Consider the following 26,721-nt stretch of genomic DNA (forward strand, 5'->3'; position numbering starts at 1 on the left):
TAAAAACACCCTATAAAGATAGACAATTTAATAAAAGTCCATCTTTATAGGGTCCCTTGTATGTGTGATAAAATACATAGTATTTCAATTTAATATTCTCTTTGAATAATTATTAAAAGCAATATTTCAATAACTAATTAGCCCCTAGCACCCAAGGCTCCTGAATCGTAGTCTTTAAATTATTATAAGCATTAATGAGTGTTCTTAGTGATGAATCTAGCTGCTCACTTTTTAGAACTAATGCATTATAATTGTTTTCTGTCATCAGTCCTACATCTACTTGTGTCTTTGCATATTTAAGTTTTGTGTTAGTTGACTTTATTGTATCATTTAAGTCATTTATTTTATTTTCCAAATCAAGCAACGTTGAATAAGCTTGCTTTAATCCATTTTTTAAACTCTTTTTTGAATCATCAAGCTTAACTTGTGCTTCCTCCACTCCATACTTACCATCTACATATGCTCCATACTTAGTAAGGTCCATATAATACTTCAATGCATTTTTTTCATAATTTATAAGTTGAAGAGCATAAGAACTAAGTCCAATAGAATAGGCACCTTCGTCTAATTCAACTGCTCCTGTAGCATCATCTTTTTTCATATATGAAGCTGGAGATGGAATTCCACCAGATGGCATGCTTGGAATATCTTTATTCATAATATCTTTTACGCCATCATCCTTTAAGTCATCTAAATAATCCTTTGTAAGATTAATTAATTTCTGATTATATTTTAAATAATTTTCAATTTTATCATTTATATATTCATCACTTGAACCATCAATTTTAAATAAATTATATTCTATATTTGGGTCTAAAGTATAATTTGATAAATTCAAATTAGTTAAAACTCTCAAATAATCCATACTATCCTTTAATGAATTTTCTTTTGCAATTATATCATTTTTTAAAGAATTAATTTCAATCTGCTTATCTGTTAATTGATTTGATGTTGCCATGCCTATTTGCACTTTTGTTTTAATAGTTTCTAAGTCTTTATTTTTTATATCTAAATTTGTCTTAGCTTGACTTATATCTATTTGCTTTATAATAATTGCATTATACTTATTAGTGATGTCACTTGATATTTGATCTTGTAAAAAATCTTTCGACTGATTTGTTTGTTTTTCTAGAAGCTCAAGCTTATCATATGGAAAATCATATATTTTTTCACCAAGGCTCTCATAAAAATCATTAGTTTTATCCTGAATATCTTCTTTCTTTCTGTACATAGAAATTTGCTGTGACTTTAAATTTAAATCTTCACTATTAGTTATAGCTGCATTTATAACCTGATCTAAAGTAAGAATTGGTTTACCGTTAGATGATTGTCCATTTATTATTAAATTACTTTCATCATTTATTATTTGAGCACTTACTATTTCATTATTTTTCTGATTCTCTATTGCTAAGACTGGATTTATACTTCCGCTCACTATACTTAATCCAATTCCAATCGCAACTATCTTTTTTATATTCTTCTTCATTTATTCTTCCCCCTTGTATTAAATATTTTCAATTATTAGAAACTGGAACAACAGCATAATCCTTATTTCGGCGAGCTATTGCATAAGTTCAGGTCTATCATAAGTTTCTATCGATATTTTTTCATCTTCTTCCCCTGATATTTTCCTATTTCTATATTTACTCAGTGCAATTCTAGCAGAATATAATGCAATTCCCATTAAAAACCATTCTACTGCATACATTATTCCACTTTTTATATACGGTAATATAACATCCCATCCAACAGCTTTTAAGTTTATGAATTTTAATGGAAGTGCTACATTCATAAATGGCCAAATATTTTTAATTATTCTAGGAAGTCCGCTAGGCATTGCATACTCTGGGAATGGAATTCCACTAGCTAAAAAGGTTACTATATTTATCATGGTAAAAAATTGAGTGAAATATATTAAATTATTAAATAACGCTGCAAATAAAACTCCAATAGCTGTAAGATCAATAAGAAATATTGAAGTCAACGTCAAGTATTCTAAGATATTTCCACGAAGAGGCAAATCAAAATATTTTCCTAAAATGCATAATGCAATTAAACTTGAAATTACTGATATGAGAATAATCATTAAAACTCTTGCTAAGAGAATAAGTATGTTTTTCACAGTATCTTTTGATTTAAAATTTATTGAAGTTAACTTTTCTCTATTTTTTATTAATGCAGGCACTAAAAATGTCATAAGAAAGGTTCCTTGTAATAAATATGGTACAAGAGAATACATCAAGTACCTTATATAGCTAAGCTGTGGTTCATAAAGAACACGTTCACTATATGAAAAAGTCGTAATAGCTTTCTTTGCATTATATGGCATCATATTTTTGCCTTCAAATACTTTAAGTTGAATTCCAGCATTTATAGTTCCTGTGACTCCATTACAATATGCATATAAATTACTTCCAACAACAACATTTGTTTCATCTATTAATAGTGCAACACTAGGGGATTTCTTTTTGACAACATCTTTGTTAAAATCTTTAGGAATCACCATTCCCCCACTAACCTTTTTCTCCTTAATTGCCTGTTGTAATTCCTCTTGTGAATCAGCATAATAACTAATATTCACACCTGGACTCTTTTTAAGTTCTTCTATTATAGTTCTGGATAAAGATGAGTTATCCATATCTACTATTCCGAAAGGGATATTTTCAATATAGACTTTGCTGAAAATGCAAGCCACAAAAATCACTATACTAATGTGAAGTAAACTAAGTGAAATAATACTTTTTTTATCTCTAGCTAGAAACTTCAGAAACCTCATCTTTTTTCCTCCTCCTAATAACTTTATTTAAAATTTTCTCTTTAATATTAGTTCTTTTCTTTGAAATACTTTTAATTAGCAGTATAACTAACATAATAATCCATGTAAAAATCATATATTTTATCAAATAATATATATTAGGCACGACATCATTAAAATTTAATCCTAAAAGAGATAGGTCTCTCATTGGAATTCCATAATATAAGAAAGGAATGATTTTAGATAATTTTTTAAACACCTCAGGTGCAGCCATTAGTGGAAATGTATACCCTGACAGTAAAACAAAAGATGAAGCCATAAGACTAGAACTACTCACTGCTTCCAGTTTATTTTTTATAATTAATCTAAATAAAATCCCTAAATTTATCATAGTAATACTAAAAGTTATAGTTAGTGCAATCCCAGCTTTAACTGATCCTCTATAAGGCATTTGAAAATATTTATATTGTATAAACATTAGTAGAAAAATTGACATTGAACCTATTAATCCAAAAATGATACTTTTAACTAGTAAGAAAAAATAATTCTCCTTTTCCTTTACTACTAATACACCAAGTGAAATAATTCCTATCTGGGCAATTCCAATTAACATTCCTTGAAGCAAAAAATTAGCTGTGCTTCTTGCTGAATTCCCTAAAAATATAGAATCAGTTTGTATGGGAATAATATTATTTTTAACTTCCTGAGGCATTATCCCAAGTTTACCTTCCCCAATCTTCATTAAATAACTAACTTTAATAGTCCCCAAAATTTCAGCTATTCTAGTCTTACCTGCACTTACTGCTGACATCTGAGAACCATCATAACAAATCATGATTTTAGGCGCTTTTCCATCGTTTAAGTCTTTATTAAAATTTGCAGGAATGATAATACCAACCACGACTTTCCCTTCATCCATTAAATTTTTAATATCATTATCATTCTCACTATAATTAACTACATTAAATACTTCATTTGTATTTATTTGAGTAATAAAATTTTTACTCAAAGTAGAATCATCATGATCAACTATCATTGTAGGAACATTTTTTACTACATGTTCACTATATGTATAACCTAAAGCATAACTAGAAATAGCTGGTATTATCAAAAGTAACATAACAGAAACTATAATCTCCTTAGACTTTATAAATCTTTCTTTAAGCTTCAATACTATTTCCTTCATACCCATTCTCACATCACTTTCCAAAATCAACAAAAGCAGTCATTCCAGAACGGAGTGGCTTATCGTTATCAGTCAATTCAACTTTAACACCATAAGATAGTACATCAAATTCACCATTATCATTTGTTGCTCTTTTAACTGCAAAATCAGCATCTTTATTAATTCTAACTACTTTCCCCTTAAATTCCTCGTCTTTATATGCTGGAATCTTTACAGAAACTTCTTGTTCTAAGTCTACTTTAGATAAATCTGTTTCCCTAACATTACACAATATTGATGGTTCATCGGTCTTAGTAACTACAATAAGCTGCATTCCTGTTGATATAACTTCTCCTGCTTCAACATTTACTTGTGTTATTGTCCCATCTTCTGGTGCAGTAACTGTAGCATAATTAAGATTTACATTAACTCCTTGAAGTGCTGCTTCTGCCTGTTTTATTTGGCCTTCAACTGCTTCAACTGATGCATTTGCCTGATCCACTTGTGCCTGAGCAGCCTTTATATCTTCTGGTCTTGCACCACTTTGTGCTATATCATACTTATCTTTTGCTACCTGCATTTGAGTTTCAGCATTATCAAAATCTGACTTAGGAATTGAACCTTGATCATATAAAACTTTTAATCTATCTACAGTTATCTTTGCAAGATCATAAGCAGACTTAGCTTGGTCAATTTCTTCTGGTCTTGCACCATTTTGAGCTAACTCAAGCTTTGCACTTGCAGCATCCCTAGCTGCCTGTGCAGCATTTAGCTGAGATTTTGCTGTTTCAATCTGAGCCTCTACTTGAGCTTGTTGAGCTGCCAATGTATCACTATCAACTATAAGTAAAACATCTCCTTTCTTTACATTATCACCTTCCTTAACTTTAATTTCTTTGACCTTTCCAGGAATTAATGTATTTACATTAACATCTGTCATGTCAACATTAGACTGCACTATTAAATTACTCTGAGCCTGCTTTACTAGTTTGTCCCCAGTTAATGTAGATACTGGCGTGCATCCTGTAAATATATTAGCTACAACCATTGAAAATACTACTAATGCTACATTTTTTACTTTCATAAAATTCCTCCTAAAATATAATTTAGAAAACTTTATTTTCTAAACTTTAAACCTCATAAGTTGTATATTTATTGTTAACTTAATTAGAATTAATACATATATTGACATTATATTTTTTATGAATTATCCTTTATATAGACACAAGTCTATTATAGAAATATGTGGATTCTTATTCAATAATCAATATTAATGGATAAGTCTGTTAATAAACTAAAATGATAAATTTGTCTATTAAATGGGGGATTACAAATGACAGATAGGCGTAAAAGAAAAACACAACAAGCTGTTCAAACTGCTTTTGCCAAATTACTATCAAATAAAGATATAAAAGATATTACTATAAAAGAATTATGCGAAGAAGCAGACATTAATAAGAGCACATTTTATTTACACTACAGGGATATTTATGACTGTGCAGATAGTTTTATGAATGATGCTGTCGATAAAACCATTAAAGTCATAGAACCTTATAACTTTACCGAATTAATAAATCACATGCCAGAAATAATAGAAAAAACATTAGATATATTTAGAGAAAATAGGGATCTTTATGTTCCATTTTTTAATTCACCAAGGCACTCTTTTTCTATGTATAAGACAAAACAACTTATAATAAAAAAGCTTTTAGAAAAAACTCAAAATGATGAAAAATCAAGACTTGTAAATAAGAGTAGCATATCCTTTATTGTATTTGGACTTTTTGGTGTTCTTGAAGAAATAGAATTTGATGAAATAACTCCTGAAATAACTTCAGCACTAACATCTAAAATTCAAAATGGATTTATTCATTCTGAAGATATTTATTAACTTAACGCATTTTTGTATTAAACTCTAAAGAACTAAAAAACAACGGAGCGATTATATCCAGTTCTTTATATCTGGTATATTATCCCTCCATAAATTCTAAAATACAATAATTTTGTTTTTCATTCACTTTCTCCATATTATAATTTTCAAAATAAGTCTACATAACTATTTCTCAATTATTATCTTGCTTTAGATGAGAGCTAATTGCTTTTTAAAGATATACCGCTCTAAATATATTTTCCAAACTTCTTAACTAAAATCTCAAATAAATTCCTTTATATAACTTGACAAAAAAAGGAATTAATATTATAAATATATATATAATAAATGTACTTATAATAAATGTATATATTAAAGGAGATGTTAAAATGGAGTTAACATTCAAATTAGAAGTAAATGCACCTAAGGAAGCTATTTGGTCTTATTATGCTGATCTTGAAAAAAGAAATATTTGGGAAGAAGATTTAGAAAGCATTAAATTTAATGGAGAATTAAAAACAGGAACTACTGGAACAATGAAACTAGAGGGAATGCCAGAGATGTCTTTTACTCTTACTAATATCGTTCCTAATTGTTCTTATTGGGACAGAACTGATGTCCCTGGGGTTGGAGGCATATATTTTGGACATGACATATTGCAAAAAGATGGTAAAACTTTTATTCAACATACTGTGAGATTAGATAAAGAAAATCCAACAGAAGATGATTTAAATTTTCTTTGCAATGTATTTTCTGATGTCCCTAAATCCACTATGATAATCAAAAAGGAGGTTGAAAAATAAATTGGATTTTCCATCAAATCGTTTTAAAGAGGATGCTGAATCGTCAACTGGACTTCTTTTTATTCGCGTATATAATAAATGGCACTCTATTATAAATCAAGAATTACGTAAATTAGGGATCACTCATCCTCAATTTGTAGTGCTTACTACCTTAAACTTTCTCAGTCAATCTGACGATAATGTGACGCAAGTGAGTATCTCTAAGATGGCAGATATGGATGTCATGTCAGTATCCCAAATCGTTAAGGGATTAGAAAAGAAGGAATTTATAAGAAAAACTATAAATCCGAAAGATAGTAGAGCAAATGCAATTATACTACTGCCAAAAGGACAAGAAATAGTAAAACTCGCTCTTCCTGCCGTTGAAAAAATAGATGATAATTTTTTTGGTATTTTACAGGAAAATGAAAAACTCTTTCGTAAGTATCTAAATCAACTAGATTAATATTTATTTAAATATCATACCAAAATAAAAAATGGATAGATCGCAAAATATCCATCCATTTTTATATATTTAAATAGGTTATACATTAAATATAATTTTTATATGGAAAACTGGCTTATGTGCTAAATTATATAGTATTCTTAATAAGAACTTTAAATAGTTAAAAGCCCTCTTCCAAGAGTTCTGTCATACATATCTCTCTTTATCCTTTATTTGTACCAAATTCAATTTCACTGAATATTCCATTCTTCTTTTAAAATCGCATATATTACATCATCAACCCACTCATTATTAAACCAAAAATTTTTTTTAAAATGTGCCTCTTTTCTCATTCCAATTCTCTCAAGCAAAGTAATAGATTTTTTATTTTGAGGATCAACCGACGCCGTTATTCTATGTTTATTTAAAACATTAAACAAGTAATCTATCACGCCTGTTACTGCTTCAGTAGCATATCCTTTTCCTTGATATTTTTCAGATAATGTATATCCAATTTCAACTTGCAAATTATCTTCATCACAAAAGTGAATACCAACATCTCCTATGAACTCATTAGTTTCTTTAATTATAATTCCAAGCTGGTACCATGTATCTGGTATATTGGGAATTCTTGATATTTTTTCAGAAATAAATTCTTCTACTTCTTTAAGCAACTTAGGCCTCCAAGTTTGAAATTTACCTATTTTTTCACTTGACCGATATTCAAAAATTGATTCAGCATCTAAAGGCTTAATACACCTTAATTCTAATCTTTCCGTTAAAATATTTATTTCATTTGCATTCATTACTTTTTCCTCCACTAGCATTCCGTGTACTTTGTTTAGTGTTACCTTCATGTGGTAATTATAACATAGTTAAATAATCATTATTAATATGATATTTCTTCTCTATTACCATATAACCCCCTTTGGACAAATACTATATTGCTTACTAAAGGCTGAACTATAATTGGAAGAACTGTATCCATAATTAATTCCAATATCAGTAATAGTTTTATCTTTTTCAACCTTAAGACTTACTGCACTTTGATCAATTTTTATACGTTTGATAAAAGAATATACACTTATTCCTGTTTCTGCTTTAAACATTCTACTAAAATGATATTTTGAAAAGTTACAGTAATTAGCAACATCTTCAATAGAAATTTCCTCATCTATATGCTGCAAAATGTATTCAATGCTTTTATTTATCAAAGATTTTTTAATTATCACTTTAAGGCCCTCTCCCAAATACTTTTTATATAGACTAAAAATTTTGTTTTGATAAAAGTTTACTTTCATTATAAAGAAATATTACTGAAATGCTGATTTTCAATAACAACATTAAATAGAAAATACAAGCTTTTCCAATCATTATTTTCATATTTATTTTATATTTAAAACATCTCTCACTTCTTTAAATTATAACATATTTTGTAAATACATCATCACTTATGACACCTTGCTTTCACTTATAAAAATAGCCTTAGACAATATATAAATGCCTAAAGCTATAAATCATATTTATGATATAAATTCATCGTATCAGTATAAAATACTAAAATCTCCGCATGCTCCATATTGTTAACAAATTAAAAGTTTAGAAGTATCTACATCAAATAGCACTTAAAATATATAAGTCTCTTACTTCTATTTTATAAATTTTCGTCTATATACAGACATTAATATAATAATGTTAAAAACAATTAAATATATTCCCGTATGCATACTTATAACTTTTGAAACCATTAGAACAAGTAACAATATAAATATTATTAAATTTAGTATTAAAAATCTACTTATTTTATGTTTCTTATCTAAATCAGACATTTTTTGAAGTTCGCTTATTTTACTATAATGCTCTAAACATGGTATTGTTGTAAAAATAGAAACTGCCATTATTGGTATAGAAATAATTAAAAGCACTGTATTATATATATCAGGCAAATAGCTATATTTAACAAAAGCCATTAAAATAAAAAGTATACTAAAACAAATAGAAAATGGTATTGCCACCTTTTTTAGCGATTGATACATGCTTATATGCTTTTCTATTTCAGTATCATTATCAGTATAAATTTTTTTTATTCCTTCAGGAGCACTAAATATATGAATTATATTTCCTATCGAACACACATTAGTCCATCCTACTTCATTAAAATATGAAAAATATTCTTCATCTGGATTTATTCTATAATCTAAAGCATATTGCAGTTTTTCAGGCTCAGCTTTTTTTAATTTATATCCCATAAATGCAAATTTCTCTAATTTCCATCCGCTACTAGCATATTCAGATAGCATCTGCATTTCCTCGTACTCAGCATATGATAATCCCTTACTCATAATATATTTTGTACCAAACATCTATTATAACATCTCCCTATCATTAAATGCATTCTCAGCAATTTTAACCATTTTACGCTTTCTTTCAAGCTCATTTTTTAAAGATTCGATCCCTTTATCAGTAATTACATAAACTTTTTTCTTTTCTGATTCTTGCGTAAGTTCTATAAATTCTGCATCAAGAAGTTTTTTTATGCTCGTATATAATGATGCAGGACCTATTGAGAACTCCCCTTCTGACATTTCCTCAACTGATTTCATAATTAAATAACCATGCTTAGGCCTTATTAAAGATAATAAAATATAGTAATACGCATCCGTAAGTTCGCCCATATCTAAAGAATTATTTCTAGCCAGATCTCATACACCTCCACTATATCATTTAACGATATATCATTAAATAAACTATATCATTAAAAGATATATATGTCAATAAATGATATAGTATATTTTTAATATAAATACTATTATTGGTATATTGTCTAAGTAATAGTATTATATTTACAGGGCTTATTATGAATTTTCTTCTTTAAATAAAACAAGAAGTTTTATGCTTCTACTCCAAGTTGGTTATTCTTAATGTCACTATTAATATTACTGTGATTCTTATATAAAAAATCTCAAAAAAAATAGTAGCCCCATTTGCAATTTGGATAGCTACCATTTTTAATAAAAAACAGTTATTTTTGCTTAAACTTACTTATCATCATTTATTTGCGATATGATTCATGGTATCATTAGCAAGTAATAATGCTTTTATAAGAATAGAATATCTGGTTTTGAGACATCATATTTAGAATTATATTTTAATTACCTTTCTTATTTATACTTTATTTTAAATTAACTGTAACAATCTTATCTTCAATTATATATTTTATTCTACCATCATTAGAAACAGATGTAGTATTTGTATTTATTTTGTTAAAAGTATATGGAATAATTTTTATGGAATTTATATTAAAATGTTTTTCAGGTAACTCATGTACATAATTTCTATAAAAATATGCTCCATTCCCTATTTCTGCTCGTAAAGGCACTGAATCACCATTTGCATCAACAATATCATAATAGTAATTTGCATCTTTATTATTTTCATGCGCACTAAAACCCTTTGAATCACCAGAAATAAACACTTTATCTGGTGTAATAGTAATATTGCCCAAAGAAAGTTCATTATCACCAATTATAATATTTTTATCTACCTTGACATCTTTAGTATCTTTTTTATAATTCGTAGAATCATAGACAAAGCTATAAGTAAAATCTGAAGAACTAATACCATATTCTTCAGCTAAAGAAGAAAATACTAACTTTACATCTTCCTTATCAGTTAATGGTAATTCCATCATTTCTACCTCAAGAATCACATTAGTTTCTTTCTCAAGTTCATTATTTTCTACCTTATCGTATCCAACAAAATCCTTATATCCTGCAATACTATATCCAACATAATCAGAACTTCTCTCAATTTTTTTTCCGTTAATATAAATATCTGGAACTAATTTATGGTTAATATCAACAAGGTCATTTTTTTTCTTATTAATATTAAAATTAATAATGATTCTTGAATTATCAGTAAAAAACTCATTTAAAGTAAGCTTAACATCTTTACTCTCCAAAGTTTTCCCTATCTCAGTTGAATAGTTTTCTCCAGTAGTATTAATGCCTAACCATTTATTAATACTATCTTTAAAGCTTGCTGCTCCTGCTAAAACCTCATCTCCATGAATTCCTAAATTTACAATCAAAAGCAAGGCTACTATAGCTGCTAAGGCCTTCTTTTTATTCCAAAACAATGTTTTCTTTTTAGACGTTGTAAATTGTCTCATGAGTTTCTTCTTTTCTAATTCATCAACCTCTTCTATTACATACTGTGAAAAATCTATTTCTACATTATTTAATAAACTATATTCATCTTTCATGGCTTATCCCTCCTTATGGTTTAGAAAATATACTTCTAAGCTTACTCTTTCCTCTAGAAATTCTGTTATATAACACAGAGGGTTTAATATTAAACTCTTCACTAACTTCCTTTACAGATTCTTCTTTTACGAAAAGCTTAATAAAAAGTTGCTTATCAAATAAACTAAGGTATTTTAAAATTTCCTCTGTTTCATATTCTAATTCATTTTTTAAAGCCTCTTTTTCTATTGTGAAGTCACTTTCTATATCTAGTTCAGATATATCCATATGCTCAAGAGTTTTTAAATATTTTCTCTTATAATCTATAGCTCTGTACTTTGCTATTGCGGCTATCCAATTTTTTAAAATATTCTTTTCTTTATCAAAGCTTGTGATATTACTCCATATTTTAAGATATACATCATTAATGCATTCCTCATGATACTGTGGAAAATTGTATAAATGTTTCTTTACTATAGCTTTTATTAATGGTGCATATTCATTAATAAGTAACTCCATGCCTTTTTCACTTCTTTTTTTTATTAATGAATAGATTTCTTTATCCATAGCAAAATCCCCCTTTCTGACAATGCCTTACACTTACTATTACGGATAGGGTAATCCTAATTCTATCAATGAATAAAATTTTTTATTTCTTTGTACCTTATATATAAGTACTTTCATAATAAAAATAAATCTATTAATTGATAACTCCCAATATCTCTATGGAAATTGCATACATTCATTATAATTCCAAGAGATATTTAAAAATTTATATTATTTCTATCCAAGCTGCAAAAATTCTAATATTATACCTTTAATTCTATCATCATAAGACAATATATTATCCAGATTTTAAGCTCCAAAAAATAGTAGCCCCTATTTGCAATTTGTATGGCTACTATTTTTAATAAGAAAACAGTTATTTTTACTTAAACTTACTTATCGTCATTTATTTGTGATATGATTCTCCGTAACTACTTCAAGTGAGGTTTTTCCATTTCATTCTCATGCAATTTCTATCCAGTGACTTAAGATATTATCTATTACAAAGCCTCTTTTTAAATACATATTTAAAGCAATTGAGTTTTTTTCAATAACAGTTAATGTAACCTTATCTACATTAACTCCATTTAAAGTGTATATAGCAGTTTCTAATAATCTCTTGCCATAACCTACACCTCTAAACTCATTACACAAGCCAATATCAAAGCTCCCAACCTTATTCTCTATCTCTATATTCATAAATCCTATTAATTTGTTTTTATCTCTAACTAAATAATATCTATTTTCACTATTATCATTTAAATATTTCTCTATATCCTCCATTTCGTAATAGCAACCATGGGGCATATCACTAAATGATTTATTAAAAACATTAAGATACTCTTCCTTATTTTTCTCTGATAGATTAATTAACTCTAAGGGTTCACTAGTTGTTTTCCTATTTTCAAGTTTCATTTTATAGGAATTATAACTTGAAATATATCCCCACTCATTAAGTAACTTTAAGATTTTCTCATTCCTTACCCCTAATAAGATTTTGCTGCCCCCTTTACATTTACCAATATTAATGGCAGATGTAAGAAGCTCACTTACAATATGAACCTCATTCTCTACATTATTAGCTACAGTTAAGAAATGAATATATACCACTCTTAAATACTTTATAGCTTCTAGGATAACTTTTACTGAACCTACTACCTTATTATCCCTAAAAAAAAATAATATTCCCTCACCAAAATTATAAACCTTTGTATTAAATTCCTCTTTTATTTGTGGTATAGATTTATCATTTTTTTCTAAGCTATTTAAATATAATTGTACCTCTCTTATTTCATCCCCATTTAAATTTCTAAACTCTTTTATCATCTCAGCCCACTCCTATTCCTTAACCCAGTACTTAGTACAATCATTGCTTCTATCTATAAATCCATACTCAATTAAAGCTCTTCTTATGGTTGCATAGTCCTCAAAAATCCTTTTTAATACTCTATTTATTTCCTTCTCAGTATAAATCCCACCTGTAGAGAAGTTTTTCACTATTTCCCCTAAAACTATAATCTTCTTCTTTTCCTTAGCTGGGTAGGATTTTAAAGCATTTGTTTCATCCATATATGCCTTAATAGTTACTTCTCTTTCCTTATCAGTAATATTATATCTATCATCTAAGGTTGTAGCAGTTTTGTGAGGATCTGTTATAACTTCCTTATCTAAAACATTTATCTCCTTTGATGCTGTATCACTTAAAAGCTCCATTACAGCTAAAAATAGCCTAGCTTGCTTTTCCTTTTCCCTTAGCTTAAATCTGTGGTTTCTAATAGTTGATTGGGCTATGCCAAGCTTTGTTGCTATCTCCTTGTCTGAAAACCCTTGAGCCATTAATTTTATTAGTTCTCTATGAATCTCAGATATTCCTGTAAAGTCTGAATTCATATTTAATAAATAACCTAAGGAAGAATTATGCACTTCTTTAATATGGATTTCAGTTATTTTTTTTGCATCATAAAAATCCTCTTCTTTCTTAAATATTCTCCCTTTTTCAAAGCTACTATTGCAAAATATACAAGTAAACTCTTCTGCTCCTTCAATGTAACCTTTTTTAATCTCATCTATAGATGACTCCCATAAAATTTCATTCCCCTTCATTACTCTCACTCCAATCCCAAAACTTTCTAGTTATATTTTATATAACAATTCCATTTTTGTCTATATATAACTAAACATTTTTAATATTTGTTTATATTTTAAAAACTGTGCTTAAATACCAGTAATATATTTAAATCTACTCTTAAAAGTCTTGCTAGTGCTGTTAATATAGTTATATATGAATAGTAACTACCATTTTCCCATTTATTAACTGCTGGTGTTGATATACTCAGATAATCAGCAACTTTTTCTTGAGTTAACCCTTGAGGGTTTTTTCTCTTTTATAATTATAAGTTGAATTTAATTATTACTTGTGATACGATATTTTTGTTTATAAAAATAGCCTTAGGCAAGTTATATCATTGCCTAAGGCTATAAACCGCATTTACTTATGATACAGTTCACCGTATCATAAGTAAAGAGTCAAGCTTTTTTATTATACCTCTCTCACCATTTATATTATTAATTTACCACTCTCAAAAATTGATATAAATAGAGTCCTTAAGCCGTTTTATATCACTTATAGGTGGTAATCCAAACATTCGCGCATACTCACGACTAAATTGAGATGGGCTTTCATAACCAACCTTATAACCTGCCTCCGCTGCTTCTAGCACTTCTGAAAGCAGCAGTCTCCTTGCTTCTTGTAATCTAATCTGCTTTTGATATTGTAGCGGACTCATTGCAGTAACCTTCTTAAAGCAATGGTGCAACGATGAAGAACTCATATTAATTTTCCTTGCTAATTCATCAATCCGCAGTGGTTTCTCAAAATTATTATTAATCAAGTTAATAGCTTTTGAGATAGCCCGTGCATGGCTGCCTATCACAGCAAATTGCTTCAATATGTATCCATGTTTATCTTGTAAAACTCTATAAAGTATTTCTCTAATAAATAGAGGAGCAAGAACTGGAATTTCCTCTGGCGTTTCTAAAAGGCTTACAAGTCTTAGCAATGCATCAAGAAGTGATGCATTACCTTTTGTTACAGTTAATCCTCTTTCCAAGCCAGGCTTTTCTTCAAAATCTTGTTTTGATTCTTTAATGATATCAAGAATTTGATCTGAATTAAAACTAAGCCTGACACATAAATATGGCTTCTCAGGAGTAGCTTCAATTATTTTACCTATAATAGGCAAATTAACAGATGCAACTAAATAAGAGCTTGCATCATATCTATAACTTTCTTTTCCTAGAATTACAGTTTTCGCACCTTGTACAATTACGCATATGGATGGGATGTAAATCGAATGCAGTGGTTCTGAAATATTAGAGGCACGTATTAAATCCAATGATGGTATATCAGTTGATTGAAATCCATCTCTATAAGTAAATTTCTCAACTAGAGATGCCAGACGCCTTTGCTGATTACATAATTTATAATTTTTTATATTGTAAATCCTTTTTTCCATAATAATATCTCCTCATAAAAAAATTATAATTTCTTTTGCAGGATTGTGCAATGATTAGGAATAAATAGGCTACCTATTCATATCTAAATTATCCTATAATCAAATCAATAAATAAAGAATATGCAAGACAAGAATATTTACTCAATGTAAATACTCTCATATATCTTTAATTATAAGTAAATTATTTTAATGGAGGTTTATATCAATGAGAAACTTAGAAGGTAAAGTTGCAATAATAACAGGTGCATCTAGAGGAATAGGAAGTGCTATAGCTAGACAATTATCTGCACTTGGAGCTAAAGTAGTTGTCAATTATTCTAATAATGCAGTAAAAGCAGAAGAAGTTGTAGAAGAAATAACTAAATCAGGTGAGCAAGCTGTTGCAATTAAAGCTGATGTTAGTAATATAAAAGAGGTTGAAAGATTATTTTCAGAAACAATAACTAAATTTGGAAAGGTAGATATATTAGTAAATAATGCAGGCGTAATACTTTATAAATTACTTTCTGATGTAACAGAAGAAGAATTTGATAAGCTTTTTAATATAAATGTAAAAGGTACTTATTTTGCATGCCAACAAGCTATGAAACATATGGAGAATAACGGAAGAATCATTAATTTTTCTACCTCAGTGGTTGGAAGTATGTTTCCTACTTATAGCGTTTATGCAGCTACAAAAGGAGCAGTTGAACAAATAACACGTCAATTAGCAAAGGAATTTGGTCCTAAAAAAATTACAATTAATGCTGTAGCACCCGGTCCAATAAATACTGAACTTTTCAACATTGGAAAGACAGATGAGCAGATAGAAGCAATTAGACAAATGAATTCTTTTGGACGTATTGGTGAACCAGATGATATAGCAAATGCTATTGAATTTTTAGTTAGTGATAAGGCTCAATGGATAACAGGTCAAACTCTTCGAATTAATGGTGGATATGTTTAATACTCTCATCTATAAAAGAAACAAAGTTTTTTAGCCAACATCCCCTAAGACCGCATTATTCCAGCATATTCTGAAGAATATATATTCTAATATTCTTCAGAATAAATATGGCTTAGAATATATATTCTTCACAATATTTATGGTAAAGAATATTAGAATACACTAGTTATCTACAGCAAATAGAGGCCGTTACATCTAAAACAGCCTCTACCTTTTATTAATCTTCATCTATTTTTACTCTCAGCATTCTATTCTTAACTTTTACTGCATATTTTAATTCATATACTGGTATGCCTTTATTAATTGCATCTGCAATTTCATCCATTTCTTTTTTAATATTTTCTTCATCAGCATACCATCCAAGTACAGTTGATTTTTCTCCCCAAAGTGCTCCGCTATTAATACCGATTAACCAATATTTAGGCTCATCTTTTTTTGCTTTATACATTACACTTGACGCTGAAACTTTATAGCAGTTAACAATTGATTTTCCGTCATATGATTTAATAGTAATTTTTCCAGTTGGCAGAATTACATTATTAGATAAAGGCTTATTATTTTCACTAGACCTTATCTCACTCAACATCAAATAATCTAAAGATACATTAAATTCTTTAGATAAGATAAGCAATTTCTCCATTTCTGGATATCCACTTCCCTGCTCCCATTTAGAAACTGCCTGGCGGCTTACTCCAACTATTTCTGCTAGTTTCTCTTGTGAAATATTTCTTTCTTGCCTAATTAATTTTAAATTATCTGAAAAACTCATGACTCCATACCTCTTTTCTTTATTATTATGTGTAAATTATAATGAGTTTTACACTAAAATAACACCAACCTGTAATTGCAAACCCGCAACTTGTATTTGCATTGCCAATAAACTGCATAAAAAACTTAGTTATAAATTACTTCTTATTAAAATTATTTCATTAAATAAAAATAATCACACTACCAACCCGAAATTTTAATAGTGTGATACTTTAATAGAATATTTACTTTTTATATCTTATAAATCATTATACATATTTCTTTAATAGATTTAAATTTAAAGCTCTAGAAAAATAAGTTCCTAATTAAGGCTAGATTTCAATATATTAAATGTTAATATATTTATTGCTCCCAACTTTCGTAATGAACCATATCTTCAAGCTTCTTTCTTGGGCGAGCTTTAGGAGTTTCATCTGGATATCCAATAGTTAAGACTCCAACTACATATTTATCTGACGGTATATTTAATACTGGTCTAATTTCTTCCTGTGTGAATTCTGCAACCCAGCAAACGCCTAGTCCCAAGTTATTAGCTTCCAGTAGCATATATCCTGTTGAAATTGAAGTATCTCTAATTATTCTTTTTAATTCATCCTGAGGACTGTTATCATCTAAATACACATCCCCTTCTTTAATTCTGCAACGTATATCTGCAACACATACAATAAATACTGGAGCTGTAAACATCCATTTTTGATTATGAGAAGCTTCTACTATTTTTTGTCTCATTTCTTCAGATTTAACCACTATGTAATGCCAAGGCTGAGTATTGTTACCTGATGGAGCAAGCCTTGCACTTTCTAGTAATTCATTTATTTTTTCGTTTTCTACTGGTTTATTACTATATTTTCTTATGCTTCTACGCATTTCAATTTCTTTAATCATTTATATAAATCCCTCTCTTCATGGAATTTTAGTACATTTTACACATAATTATAACATATTCAATAGAACACTATTCTTTATTTTAGAAGGACATCTTTTCTAAATAACTACTTTATAATGCTATAAATATATGAATCATGATATGTACCATGATGATAACGATATTTTCTCAATATACCTTCTCTTAGAAATCCTGCTTTTTGCAATACCTTTTGAGCAATGATATTCTCCTCGTCAGTATCAGCTTCTATCCTTACTATTGGGTAATTCTCGAATATATACTTTACTATTAAATTAAGTATAACTGTTCCATTTCCTTTGTTACAATTATCGGAACTTAGAACTAAGCCAATTCTCACAATTCCTTGTCTATAAAAACTTAAGTAGAGCAATCCAATTGTTTGCTCTTCTCTTTCTACATTCAATATTTGAAACTCAGAGGAGCAAAAACCATCTTTCTCATATTCAAGTTGTAGTTTTCGAAATGATTCAAATTGAAATTCTTGATAATTTCCACGTGTCTTTTGTGAATTAAATTTATAAATTACTTTTAAATCACGTTCCTCAATAGTTCTTATATTAATATCTCCTTCTGTAATCATTTTTTATCCTCCTCCAGTATATATCTTTAAAATAATTTAAATTGTTCCTTCTAAAAATATCTTCAAACTACAAACATCATTAAATATATGATTTGCATTAATTTTTTTCAACTCTTCTAAGTCAACACTATTTGACCACGCTACTGATAAACACGTTACGCTTGCTTTTCTACAGGCCACTACATCAGAAAGTGCATCACCCACATAGCAAAATTCATCCTTATTAATACAATATCTTTTTAGAATCTTTATAATGTTATTGTACTCCATTAATTTTCCTAATCACTCTACATGGATTTCCAACTGCTACACTATTTTCAGGAATATCCTTTGTTACTACACTACCTGCCCCTATAACACTTCCATTTCCAATATTAACTCCAGGTAAAATAATAACTCCGCCTCCAATCCAACATCCATAACCTATAGTAATAGGAAGTGCATAAGTATGGCAAAAATATTCCCCAGTTTCTGGATTCCAATTTTCTACTAATCGGTCCTCTAGCTCTATTGGATGAGTTGCTGTATAAATTTGCACATTAGATGCAATTAGTACATTATTGCCTATAATGATTTTATTGCAATCTACAAAAGTACAATTCATATTAACAGATACATTATTACCAATATGGATATTGCGGCCATAATCACATATAAATGGAGATCCGACCGATACATTACTCCCTATTCTACCAAAAAGGTGCCTTAGAATTTCTCTTTTTTCTTCCTTATCCTCATAGCTAAGACTATTATATTTTGAAAGTGATACTCTTGCTGTCTTTTTAAACCCTAAAAAAATTTCATCATGACAGTTATAATTCTCTCCTGCCATACATTTTTCTAATTCTGTTTTCATATTATAATGCTCCTTTTTTCGTAATTGCGTTTATCAATAGTATAAGAAACATCTTGTTACATATCTAGTAACAAGATGTTTCAAAATTCATATTCTTCTTGCCAATGCTTCTATAAGAAATAACACTGGTACTTGTGTAGTAGCATTATATCCACCATTAGCTTGATGCATATCCATATTGTATGAAATATTCCAGTCTGACATCTTAGCAATAGTCGAATTGGACTGATTCGTTATACTCAAAATGTTACATTTACTAACTTTGAATTGATTTATTAAGTCTATAACACCCTTTGTTTCTCCAGAAACTGAAAGTGCAATTACCACTGTAGTCTTCATATCCTTCGTAATTGGATAAAATGTATCTTCCAATCCCATTGAAAATTTCCCCAAGTTAGAGAAATATCTTGCCCCATATTTCGCAAGTGCACCAGATGAACCTGAACCTAAAAATAACACTGTTTCTGATTTTCTAATCACCTCTGCACCTTGCTCTATTTTCAGCTCAAAGGAATTAATGTTAGTTTTCTTAAAGTAATTTAACATCTCAGTCAAATCACTTTGTGGTGGTATTTCCTGCATTCTATGTACATATTTTTCAAGTCTTTCTTTGAATTCCTTATACCCATCACAATCTAACTTATTGCAGAATCTAATAATCGTCGATGTTGATACCTGAATTGCACTAGCTAATTCTCGAATAGTCATATAATGTATTTTTTCTTCATTCTCAATAATATACTTATATATCTTTATTTCAGTTTCATTAAATCTTTGAATATTATCATACGAAAACATTGTCTCCTCCAACAAAGTTACTATTTATCTTTTAATTACCTTAAGATTACGATACACTTCTTGCCTTTACATTTCAAACTCCAGGTAAATTAACACTCGTGAACACTAATGCTTCCTTCTTTGAATGCAAGATATTCTGAACTAGCATCGATTGTGTAGATATAATATTCTCCAGGCTCATCTGCTGTTATTTCATAACTTCCTGATAAATCTTTAAAATTTTCTCCTTTTACCATTTTCCCATTTACTACATGGCCGATTACTGCTGTTTGATTCTTCGTTGCTTTTGATTGATATTTATCAAAATTAAATACTAATGAATCTCCTTTATTTAGTTTCCAACCGCTACCATCATCCTTCGTAAATACACCTATACTGCCATTTGTCTCTATTATCTCTGGAGTTATATATTCATTGTTTTTTTCTTCTGTTACAAAGTCACTAATCAAAACTGAATCCAATAGATTCATTTCATCAGGTATATTTTTTATAGTTTTACTATATTTCAGCATGTTATGCTCATCATATTCTTCTACCCGCCCTTTTCCCTCTGCAACTTCCGCCCCAACTAAGTGCTTATTCTTTTCCGTAATGTACGCGGCACCCTTTATTGTATATTTATTATATTGTGTATTGTGATAAAAAATTAAAAAAGCTATAATGCAACAAACTAAAACACTACAAAATGCAATAATTTTTCTTTTCATAATATCTTCACATCTTTCCACATAATATATGTAAATTATAACATATTTTTGTAACCGCAGTGTCCTATAGTTCCTAGGAATTTTTTCACAGGTACTAATTATATTTTACAAATTTAATGATATTTTATTGTTTAGAAATGACAGAACAATTATATTTGTTTTTAACTCCTTTAAACCTTTAGTTCTATAAAATCCAAATTTCTAATTATTAACCAAAACTAAAAATGCTAACAATAAAATAGCTAAAATCGTTCCAACTAATGCAATAGTATTTATAATTTTATTTGCTTTAAACTCTGTCTTAAATAATTTAAGAAAAATAAGATAAATTGTGATTCCAAAGATTCCTCCAAAGGTATTTCCTATAATATCAGTTATATCTGATGCACCTATTGCGAATATGAACTGTAATACCTCGTATAGCAGACTTACTCCTGCTATCAAAGCTGCTTTTTTCATGGAAGACCATTTACGTTTTATCATACCAATATAGATTCCTAACGGCACAAATACAAGTATGTTATCATATATTTCCGAAAACTCGATCCGTCCATTTACTATTACAGATTCATGAAATGGAACTATGTTAATACTTCGATAGTATCCTAATTCTTTAAATGAGAATTGCATTTTAAATAATATAATCCATGTTAACACTACTAAATATACTAGTAGTAAACAAATTGTTAGTATCTCTTGTTTTGTTTTTTTATTTTCCATATGTATTTCCCACCCCCTTTAATGCTTTTACAAAAATTATTATTAATATTCCGATAATGCTAAAGCTCAATTTTTTTATTCTAAATTTAAATAATCACTTATTCTACTGAAATATTAACTGCAAGTTTATTATTACAGCATATATAACTTACTACTTTTAGTATATTGCTATAACATTAACCATTTATGAGTATAAAATTAAAAATACCTTAATATTTCGATAATTAGTTGCACACATCATTCTATTATTCAAAAAACACAGCTTTATCTTCAAGTAATTTTATATTTCATCTAACTTTAATTAACGAAACCCTATGACTTATAAAACAAAAAAATCCCATCATCATCTTGAATAATGGGATTTTGCTGTTTATTTTTTATTACTTTATATACAAATATTTATTGTAACCATCGCTTCCACTATATTATAGTTACATTGTCTAACTTAGCCTTGAAGCCTTTTAAAATTGCATAAGTAAGTTTATCCATAGTTGCACCATCAAAAATAGCTTTCTTAACTTCTGTCTTAAAGGAAACATTCCTTAAGATTGCATTCTTAAAACTTGTTCCTTTAAGTCCTGAGTAATCAAATATTGTACCATTTAGCTTTTGACCATCAAAGCATAATCCTGATAGATCTGAATAACTAAAATCTGTATTATCTAAAATTGTATCTTTAAAGCTCGCTCCTTTTAGGCTTGCTTTATTTATTTTTGCGCCGCTTAAATTAGCTCCATCAAACTTGGCATTGCTTAAATCACTACATTTAAATGAACTATCTCTTAAGTTAGAATTACTAAAATCGGCGTTCTTAAGAGCACTATAGTTAAATTTTCCTTTAACTATCTCTACACCTTTAAAATCTGAATCTTCCAAAGGGCTCTTGGAAAAATCAATACCAACAAGTTGTTGTAACTCTCTAGTTTTTGAAGTAATACTTTCTACAATTTCTGATACCTCTCCAATAGATTCAATAGTTTTATTATATGCTTCATCTTCATCATATCCATTATTCTTTAAGTCATTTAATTTCTCTTGCAGATCAATAAATAACTCTTCTTTTATTTCCTTAACAGCCATTAAATCATTATATGGAGTAAATATATAATCCAAGTGCTTTCTTAATTTTTCACTCATCTTAATTTCACCTCTTAAATTAAATTATCTAATATCTTCTTTGCATTTTCCCAATTCTTCTTATTTTCAATATATAATTCTTTACCTTTATCAGTAATTTTATAATATTTTCTTCGTCCACCTTGCGTTTCTTCACCCCAATAAGACGTTACACATGCTTCTGATTCTAATCTTTTAAGACTCGAATACATGGTTGCTTCTTTAAGTTCATATTCACCATTAGAAGCCGAATGCACAGTTCTAGATATTTCATAACCATACTTATCGCCTCCAAGCAAAAGTTTTAGGATAATTGTATCTATATGTCCCCTCACTAGATCAGAGGATATTTTAGAATTAAGCAATATACTCACCTCCTTGAATACAATATATAACACATTACTTTGTCTGTCAATGTAATATTGCAGACATACAAAAGAATTCTACTTAAATCCAAATTAAAATTATATATACAAAACTCTCAGTAACACTCACTTCTTCACTTTTTTATTGCTTATTTAATAAAATATATTTTTTCATTCCTTCACCACTTTTATTCTTCCTTCATCGTATCCAAATCCCGCCGCTCTTCACCAAATATAACTTTTTTAATATAAATTTAATTAATTATCAAAAATTTAAACTTATTCTTTAAATATGTATTAACATGATAAAAAACTAAATTATGTGCCTGCATGGTGTATTTTGGCATGTTTATCAATTAAATTTTGATTAGATTTCCAATATTTCTATATAATCAACTTGACATTATAAATAAAAATAGTATAATTACCCTGGGTAATAGTTAACCATGGTAACTATATATTTTCGGGAGGGTATAATATGCAAGGACTATTTCAACGCTTTTTTTCACTACATCGACCTCTTATAAGTAAGCTAAATGAATTACTAGGTGAATATGATCTTTCTTATTCATTATGGCAGGTTATTCTATATCTAAAAAATAACCAACCATCTTCCCTAGTAGATATTGCTAACTACTATAATATCGAAAAGCCTAGCATAACACGAAGAGTTCAACGTTTAGAAGAACGGATAATAGTAAAAACAATATCTGGTAAAGATAGACGTGAAAAAATAATTGAGCTAACTGAAATCGGTGAAAAACTTTATGATGTATGCCGTGAAAGAATAACTCAATTAGAAAATGACGTGGTAAAGGGTATTTCAGAAGATGATCAAATCATAACATTTGAGACACTTCCTAAAATACAAAAAAACATTACGAATGAAAAGGAGATATAAAAAATGGATAAACCTAAATTATGGACAAAAAATTTCTTAATTGTTTCGACGGCAAACTTTTTTCTTTATTTTACATTTTATTTATTAATGGTTACTATAACCACATTTGCAACAGAAAGATTTCATGCATCACCAAGTGAGGCTGGATTAGCTTCTGGTATATTTGTAATAGGAGTACTTCTTTCACGTATTTTCTCTGGAAGATATATTGATCAAGTTGGATGGAAGAAAATGCTTTATATCGGATTTATTTTATTTTTAGCTACTACATTTTTATATTTTTTAGTGAATAGTATGGTATTCTTATTCATTAATCGTTTCTTAAATGGTGCTGCAATGGGAATTGCTTCAACAGCAACTGGAACTATTGTAGCAAAGATAATTCCAAATGAACGCCGTGGAGAAGGTACTGGGTATTATGCATTAAGTCTTACTATTGCTGCTGCAATTGGACCTTTTTTAGGCATGTTTATTACTGAGCATTCAAACTTTTATATGAATTTTGTTGTATGTATTATTTTCTTAATACTTAGTTTTTTTGCTGTCTTTTTTATAAAAATTCCAAAGTTAGAAATTATAAAAGGACATTCAAATAATAATAAAGATTTTTCTTTGCATAATTTCTTTGAAATAAAAGCTATTCCTATTTCAATTATTGCTGGAGTAATTGCTCTTGGTTATTCAAGCATCCTTACTTTTATAAGCTCTTATTCTAAAGAAATTAATTTAATGAGCGTTGGAAGTCTCTTCTTTATCGTTTATGCGGTATTTGTTTTACTTTCAAGACCTTTTACTGGACAAATGTTTGATAAAAAAGGTGAGAATTTTGTTATGTATCCAGCAATAGCATTGTTCGCCTTATCTTTATTTTTCCTTAGTCAAACTCATGGAAGCTTAACTCTTTTATTAGCTGCCGCTATACTAGGTCTTGGTTATGGTACAACTTCATCTAGTGTACAAGCAATTGCAATAAAGGTTTCACCAAAACATCGTATAGGATTAGCTACTTCTACCAATTTTATATTTCAAGATTTAGGGGTTGGCATTGGACCATTTATATTAGGTTACTTTGTCCCATTAATAGGATATCGTGGCTTATATATGATGATGGCAGCAGTTGCAGTTCTCTGCATTTTCTTATATTATTGCCTACACAGCAAAAAAGCAACTTCTATGAATGATGATACCGAATCAATAATGGCTTAGAGCTTTAATATAATTAATAATAACAATCAAGAAATAATTTTGTATTTGCAAATAGAAAAACTAATGGAATTTAATCATATAATCCCATTAGTTCTTTTATTTTTACTATTTTTAATTTCTTATAACAAATCTTATAAACAATATCATTCTTAGTTTTCTTAAAACAATCTGATATTTACTAAAGTATTCTTTGTCTATATTATATTCCTCTCTTAATCGCAAATATCTTACGTAACTTGGAAGTACTCCTCATCTAAGATAACAATCTAACAATATAAGTAATTATTATAAATAAACCTGCGACTATCGCAATTATTCCGCCAGTCTTACTTCCTTTATTAGTATCTTCTGAATCCATACCTTTTAATAAGTTAACTTCATCTAAACCACCAAATAATAGAGAGAATCCCAGAAATATAAATGCAATATCACTATGAATAAAAAATATTGAAATAATTGTGAGTCCGCTAAATATAATGCTTACTATAAGAAATACTTTATTGTTAATTTTCAATTTTAACACCTCTCACACATTATAATTTATACCTATTTTCCTACTTTCTGATTTTTTCCAATGAATATCATCCAATTTTTAAATCATTATAGCAATTTTCATACTAAAATAAATATATATGTTGTAAAAATAATTCTTCATAGTAATTCTAAAAATATTGCAATAATTTTATCCGTAATTTTGAACTGTGCATTGTGAATTGCAATATATTACATAAAATAAAACATATCATCTATACCTTAGAGATCATCTCACTTAGTAACTTTAGAGAAGTAACACACATTATGATGATAATTATTAATGGCTGCATCGTAATACACCTGATTATTTCATATATCCTATCAATAATTCTATGTGATTTTCTTTTATTCCTTCTACTACTAATCTCGCTATCTCCTTTGCTCCTTTTTCCAAAAAGTGAGTATTGTCTTGAATCCCATCGGGATGATTGAGATTTTCACCTGGTTTCACCCATAAGAATATCTCTTTAGTTTTCTCTATTCCTATTTGCTCAAATAAACGCTTACTTTTTTCACCCATATCTATTAATGGTACGCTTAATTCAGCCGCAAGATCTCTTACTGCTACAAGATAATCTCCATGTGTGTCTTTTATAATGCCATTTTCATCAAAATTTCTTCTATGTATAGATGTTAGTAATACTGGGTGCGCACCAGCATTTCTAGCAACTTTAATATATTCAGTTAAATAAGCTTTATATGTAGTAAATGGATCTGTATATAATTCCTCATTTTCTTTTTTATCATTATGGCCAAATTCTATAAATAAAAAATCATCCGCCTTAATTAATTCAGATATCTTTTGTAATATTCCTTCATTTATAAAGCTTTTAGAACTTCTTCCATTGATAGCAAAATTACAAATTTCTATATCACTAGTAAAAAATTCTCCAATTCTTTCTCCCCATCCTGTTTCTGGTTTTTCATCTGGTAATTTTCTAGCAGCTGTAGAATCACCTGCAATAAAAATTTTTATCTTTCTATCCACGTTAATT

Annotated in this window: 30 protein-coding genes and 2 pseudogenes; 6 read left to right on the plus strand and 26 right to left on the minus strand. The window is 28.6% G+C overall.

What is annotated here, in order from left to right; all coding sequences use genetic code 11:
- Positions 1-133: 133 nt before the first annotated feature.
- The 4 genes from L3B96_RS23810 to L3B96_RS23825 all read right to left on the minus strand — a co-directional run bounded on the left by L3B96_RS23810 (position 134) and on the right by L3B96_RS23825 (position 5,004).
- Positions 134-1,486: a TolC family protein gene (locus L3B96_RS23810; RefSeq protein ID WP_238948740.1), complete on the minus strand. Its 1,353-nt coding sequence runs from the start codon at positions 1,484-1,486 to the stop codon at positions 134-136.
- Between the two features lie 75 nt (positions 1,487-1,561).
- Entirely contained in the window at positions 1,562-2,776 is a 1,215-nt protein-coding gene (locus L3B96_RS23815; RefSeq protein ID WP_238948741.1) for an ABC transporter permease, read from the minus strand.
- Complete coding sequence (locus tag L3B96_RS23820) at positions 2,751-3,941, minus strand: ABC transporter permease (protein WP_238948742.1); 1,191 nt, start codon at positions 3,939-3,941, stop codon at positions 2,751-2,753. The genes L3B96_RS23815 and L3B96_RS23820 overlap by 26 nt, the downstream gene beginning before the upstream one ends.
- A gap of 13 nt (positions 3,942-3,954) precedes the next feature.
- On the minus strand, positions 3,955-5,004 hold the full coding sequence (locus L3B96_RS23825) for an efflux RND transporter periplasmic adaptor subunit (RefSeq protein WP_238948743.1): 1,050 nt from the start codon (positions 5,002-5,004) through the stop codon (positions 3,955-3,957).
- A 249-nt stretch (positions 5,005-5,253) separates the two neighbouring features.
- On the opposite strand from L3B96_RS23825, the gene L3B96_RS23830 reads away from it, so the two are divergent.
- From L3B96_RS23830 to L3B96_RS23840, 3 genes are all read left to right on the plus strand, one after another.
- Positions 5,254-5,811 (plus strand): TetR/AcrR family transcriptional regulator, encoded by a 558-nt coding sequence (locus tag L3B96_RS23830; protein ID WP_238948744.1) that lies wholly within the window; start codon positions 5,254-5,256, stop codon positions 5,809-5,811.
- Between the two features lie 368 nt (positions 5,812-6,179).
- Positions 6,180-6,593, plus strand: a complete 414-nt coding sequence (locus L3B96_RS23835; protein WP_238948745.1) for a polyketide cyclase — start codon at positions 6,180-6,182, stop codon at positions 6,591-6,593.
- A 1-nt stretch (position 6,594) separates the two neighbouring features.
- Entirely contained in the window at positions 6,595-7,038 is a 444-nt protein-coding gene (locus tag L3B96_RS23840) for a MarR family transcriptional regulator (RefSeq protein WP_238948746.1), read from the plus strand.
- Between the two features lie 230 nt (positions 7,039-7,268).
- On the opposite strand, the gene L3B96_RS23845 is transcribed toward L3B96_RS23840, so the two are convergent.
- The 10 genes and pseudogenes from L3B96_RS23845 to L3B96_RS23890 all read right to left on the minus strand — a co-directional run bounded on the left by L3B96_RS23845 (position 7,269) and on the right by L3B96_RS23890 (position 15,322).
- On the minus strand, positions 7,269-7,823 hold the full coding sequence (locus L3B96_RS23845; protein ID WP_238948747.1) for a GNAT family protein: 555 nt from the start codon (positions 7,821-7,823) through the stop codon (positions 7,269-7,271).
- Between the two features lie 123 nt (positions 7,824-7,946).
- Positions 7,947-8,249: pseudogene (locus L3B96_RS23850) on the minus strand (AraC family transcriptional regulator); the annotation flags it as partial.
- A 417-nt stretch (positions 8,250-8,666) separates the two neighbouring features.
- Positions 8,667-9,359 carry a DUF2812 domain-containing protein gene (locus L3B96_RS23855; RefSeq protein ID WP_238948748.1) on the minus strand — a complete coding sequence of 231 codons (693 nt, stop codon included), beginning with the start codon at positions 9,357-9,359 and terminating at the stop codon, positions 8,667-8,669.
- A 24-nt stretch (positions 9,360-9,383) separates the two neighbouring features.
- Positions 9,384-9,716 carry a PadR family transcriptional regulator gene (locus tag L3B96_RS23860; RefSeq protein WP_026886994.1) on the minus strand — a complete coding sequence of 111 codons (333 nt, stop codon included), beginning with the start codon at positions 9,714-9,716 and terminating at the stop codon, positions 9,384-9,386.
- 473 nt (positions 9,717-10,189) lie between these two features.
- Entirely contained in the window at positions 10,190-11,281 is a 1,092-nt protein-coding gene (locus L3B96_RS23865; RefSeq protein WP_238948749.1) for a DUF4179 domain-containing protein, read from the minus strand.
- A gap of 13 nt (positions 11,282-11,294) precedes the next feature.
- Positions 11,295-11,828 (minus strand): sigma-70 family RNA polymerase sigma factor, encoded by a 534-nt coding sequence (locus tag L3B96_RS23870; protein ID WP_238948750.1) that lies wholly within the window; start codon positions 11,826-11,828, stop codon positions 11,295-11,297.
- 441 nt (positions 11,829-12,269) lie between these two features.
- Entirely contained in the window at positions 12,270-13,133 is an 864-nt protein-coding gene (locus L3B96_RS23875; protein WP_238948751.1) for a GNAT family N-acetyltransferase, read from the minus strand.
- 12 nt (positions 13,134-13,145) lie between these two features.
- Positions 13,146-13,910: a DUF2087 domain-containing protein gene (locus L3B96_RS23880; protein ID WP_238948752.1), complete on the minus strand. Its 765-nt coding sequence runs from the start codon at positions 13,908-13,910 to the stop codon at positions 13,146-13,148.
- 110 nt (positions 13,911-14,020) lie between these two features.
- Positions 14,021-14,215: pseudogene (locus L3B96_RS23885) on the minus strand (helix-turn-helix transcriptional regulator); the annotation flags it as partial.
- Positions 14,216-14,386: 171 nt separating this feature from the next.
- Positions 14,387-15,322 carry an AraC family transcriptional regulator gene (locus L3B96_RS23890; RefSeq protein ID WP_238948753.1) on the minus strand — a complete coding sequence of 312 codons (936 nt, stop codon included), beginning with the start codon at positions 15,320-15,322 and terminating at the stop codon, positions 14,387-14,389.
- 205 nt (positions 15,323-15,527) lie between these two features.
- Here L3B96_RS23890 and L3B96_RS23895 point away from each other — a divergent pair, with 205 nt between their 5' ends.
- Entirely contained in the window at positions 15,528-16,268 is a 741-nt protein-coding gene (locus tag L3B96_RS23895) for an SDR family oxidoreductase (protein ID WP_238948754.1), read from the plus strand.
- A 217-nt stretch (positions 16,269-16,485) separates the two neighbouring features.
- On the opposite strand, the gene L3B96_RS23900 is transcribed toward L3B96_RS23895, so the two are convergent.
- From L3B96_RS23900 to L3B96_RS23945, 10 genes are all read right to left on the minus strand, one after another.
- Positions 16,486-17,037, minus strand: coding sequence for a helix-turn-helix transcriptional regulator (locus tag L3B96_RS23900; protein WP_238900904.1), 552 nt, complete (start codon positions 17,035-17,037; stop codon positions 16,486-16,488).
- Positions 17,038-17,378: 341 nt separating this feature from the next.
- Positions 17,379-17,921 (minus strand): nitroreductase family protein, encoded by a 543-nt coding sequence (locus tag L3B96_RS23905; RefSeq protein ID WP_238900905.1) that lies wholly within the window; start codon positions 17,919-17,921, stop codon positions 17,379-17,381.
- A gap of 107 nt (positions 17,922-18,028) precedes the next feature.
- Positions 18,029-18,523 (minus strand): GNAT family protein, encoded by a 495-nt coding sequence (locus L3B96_RS23910; protein ID WP_238900906.1) that lies wholly within the window; start codon positions 18,521-18,523, stop codon positions 18,029-18,031.
- A 36-nt stretch (positions 18,524-18,559) separates the two neighbouring features.
- Positions 18,560-18,793 carry a hypothetical protein gene (locus L3B96_RS23915; RefSeq protein ID WP_238900907.1) on the minus strand — a complete coding sequence of 78 codons (234 nt, stop codon included), beginning with the start codon at positions 18,791-18,793 and terminating at the stop codon, positions 18,560-18,562.
- The gene (locus L3B96_RS23920) at positions 18,780-19,379 is read right to left on the minus strand and encodes a sugar O-acetyltransferase (RefSeq protein WP_238900908.1); all 600 of its coding nucleotides are present in this window, start codon (positions 19,377-19,379) and stop codon (positions 18,780-18,782) included. Before L3B96_RS23920 ends, L3B96_RS23915 begins: the two co-directional genes overlap by 14 nt.
- Before the next feature lie 87 nt (positions 19,380-19,466).
- Complete coding sequence (locus L3B96_RS23925) at positions 19,467-20,177, minus strand: MurR/RpiR family transcriptional regulator (protein WP_238948755.1); 711 nt, start codon at positions 20,175-20,177, stop codon at positions 19,467-19,469.
- Positions 20,178-20,266: 89 nt separating this feature from the next.
- Entirely contained in the window at positions 20,267-20,884 is a 618-nt protein-coding gene (locus L3B96_RS23930; protein WP_238948756.1) for a hypothetical protein, read from the minus strand.
- Positions 20,885-21,085: 201 nt separating this feature from the next.
- Positions 21,086-21,604: a VanZ family protein gene (locus tag L3B96_RS23935; protein ID WP_238948757.1), complete on the minus strand. Its 519-nt coding sequence runs from the start codon at positions 21,602-21,604 to the stop codon at positions 21,086-21,088.
- 420 nt (positions 21,605-22,024) lie between these two features.
- Positions 22,025-22,741: a pentapeptide repeat-containing protein gene (locus tag L3B96_RS23940; protein ID WP_077856362.1), complete on the minus strand. Its 717-nt coding sequence runs from the start codon at positions 22,739-22,741 to the stop codon at positions 22,025-22,027.
- Positions 22,742-22,755: 14 nt separating this feature from the next.
- Positions 22,756-23,085, minus strand: coding sequence for a PadR family transcriptional regulator (locus L3B96_RS23945; RefSeq protein WP_077856361.1), 330 nt, complete (start codon positions 23,083-23,085; stop codon positions 22,756-22,758).
- Between the two features lie 478 nt (positions 23,086-23,563).
- Between L3B96_RS23945 and L3B96_RS23950 the strand changes: the two genes are divergently transcribed.
- Together L3B96_RS23950 and L3B96_RS23955 are read left to right on the plus strand one after the other, a co-directional pair.
- Complete coding sequence (locus L3B96_RS23950; protein ID WP_238948758.1) at positions 23,564-23,986, plus strand: MarR family transcriptional regulator; 423 nt, start codon at positions 23,564-23,566, stop codon at positions 23,984-23,986.
- A gap of 3 nt (positions 23,987-23,989) precedes the next feature.
- Positions 23,990-25,192 carry an MFS transporter gene (locus L3B96_RS23955; RefSeq protein ID WP_238948759.1) on the plus strand — a complete coding sequence of 401 codons (1,203 nt, stop codon included), beginning with the start codon at positions 23,990-23,992 and terminating at the stop codon, positions 25,190-25,192.
- A 253-nt stretch (positions 25,193-25,445) separates the two neighbouring features.
- Here L3B96_RS23955 and L3B96_RS23960 read toward each other — a convergent pair whose 3' ends face one another.
- Together L3B96_RS23960 and L3B96_RS23965 are read right to left on the minus strand one after the other, a co-directional pair.
- On the minus strand, positions 25,446-25,706 hold the full coding sequence (locus tag L3B96_RS23960; protein WP_238948760.1) for a hypothetical protein: 261 nt from the start codon (positions 25,704-25,706) through the stop codon (positions 25,446-25,448).
- Positions 25,707-26,030: 324 nt separating this feature from the next.
- Entirely contained in the window at positions 26,031-26,714 is a 684-nt protein-coding gene (locus L3B96_RS23965) for a rhamnogalacturonan acetylesterase (RefSeq protein ID WP_238948761.1), read from the minus strand.
- Positions 26,715-26,721: the final 7 nt, after the last annotated feature.

Origin of the sequence: Clostridium sp. YIM B02569, from assembly GCF_022320765.1 — a bacterium.
GTDB lineage: Bacteria > Bacillota > Clostridia > Clostridiales > Clostridiaceae > Clostridium > Clostridium beijerinckii.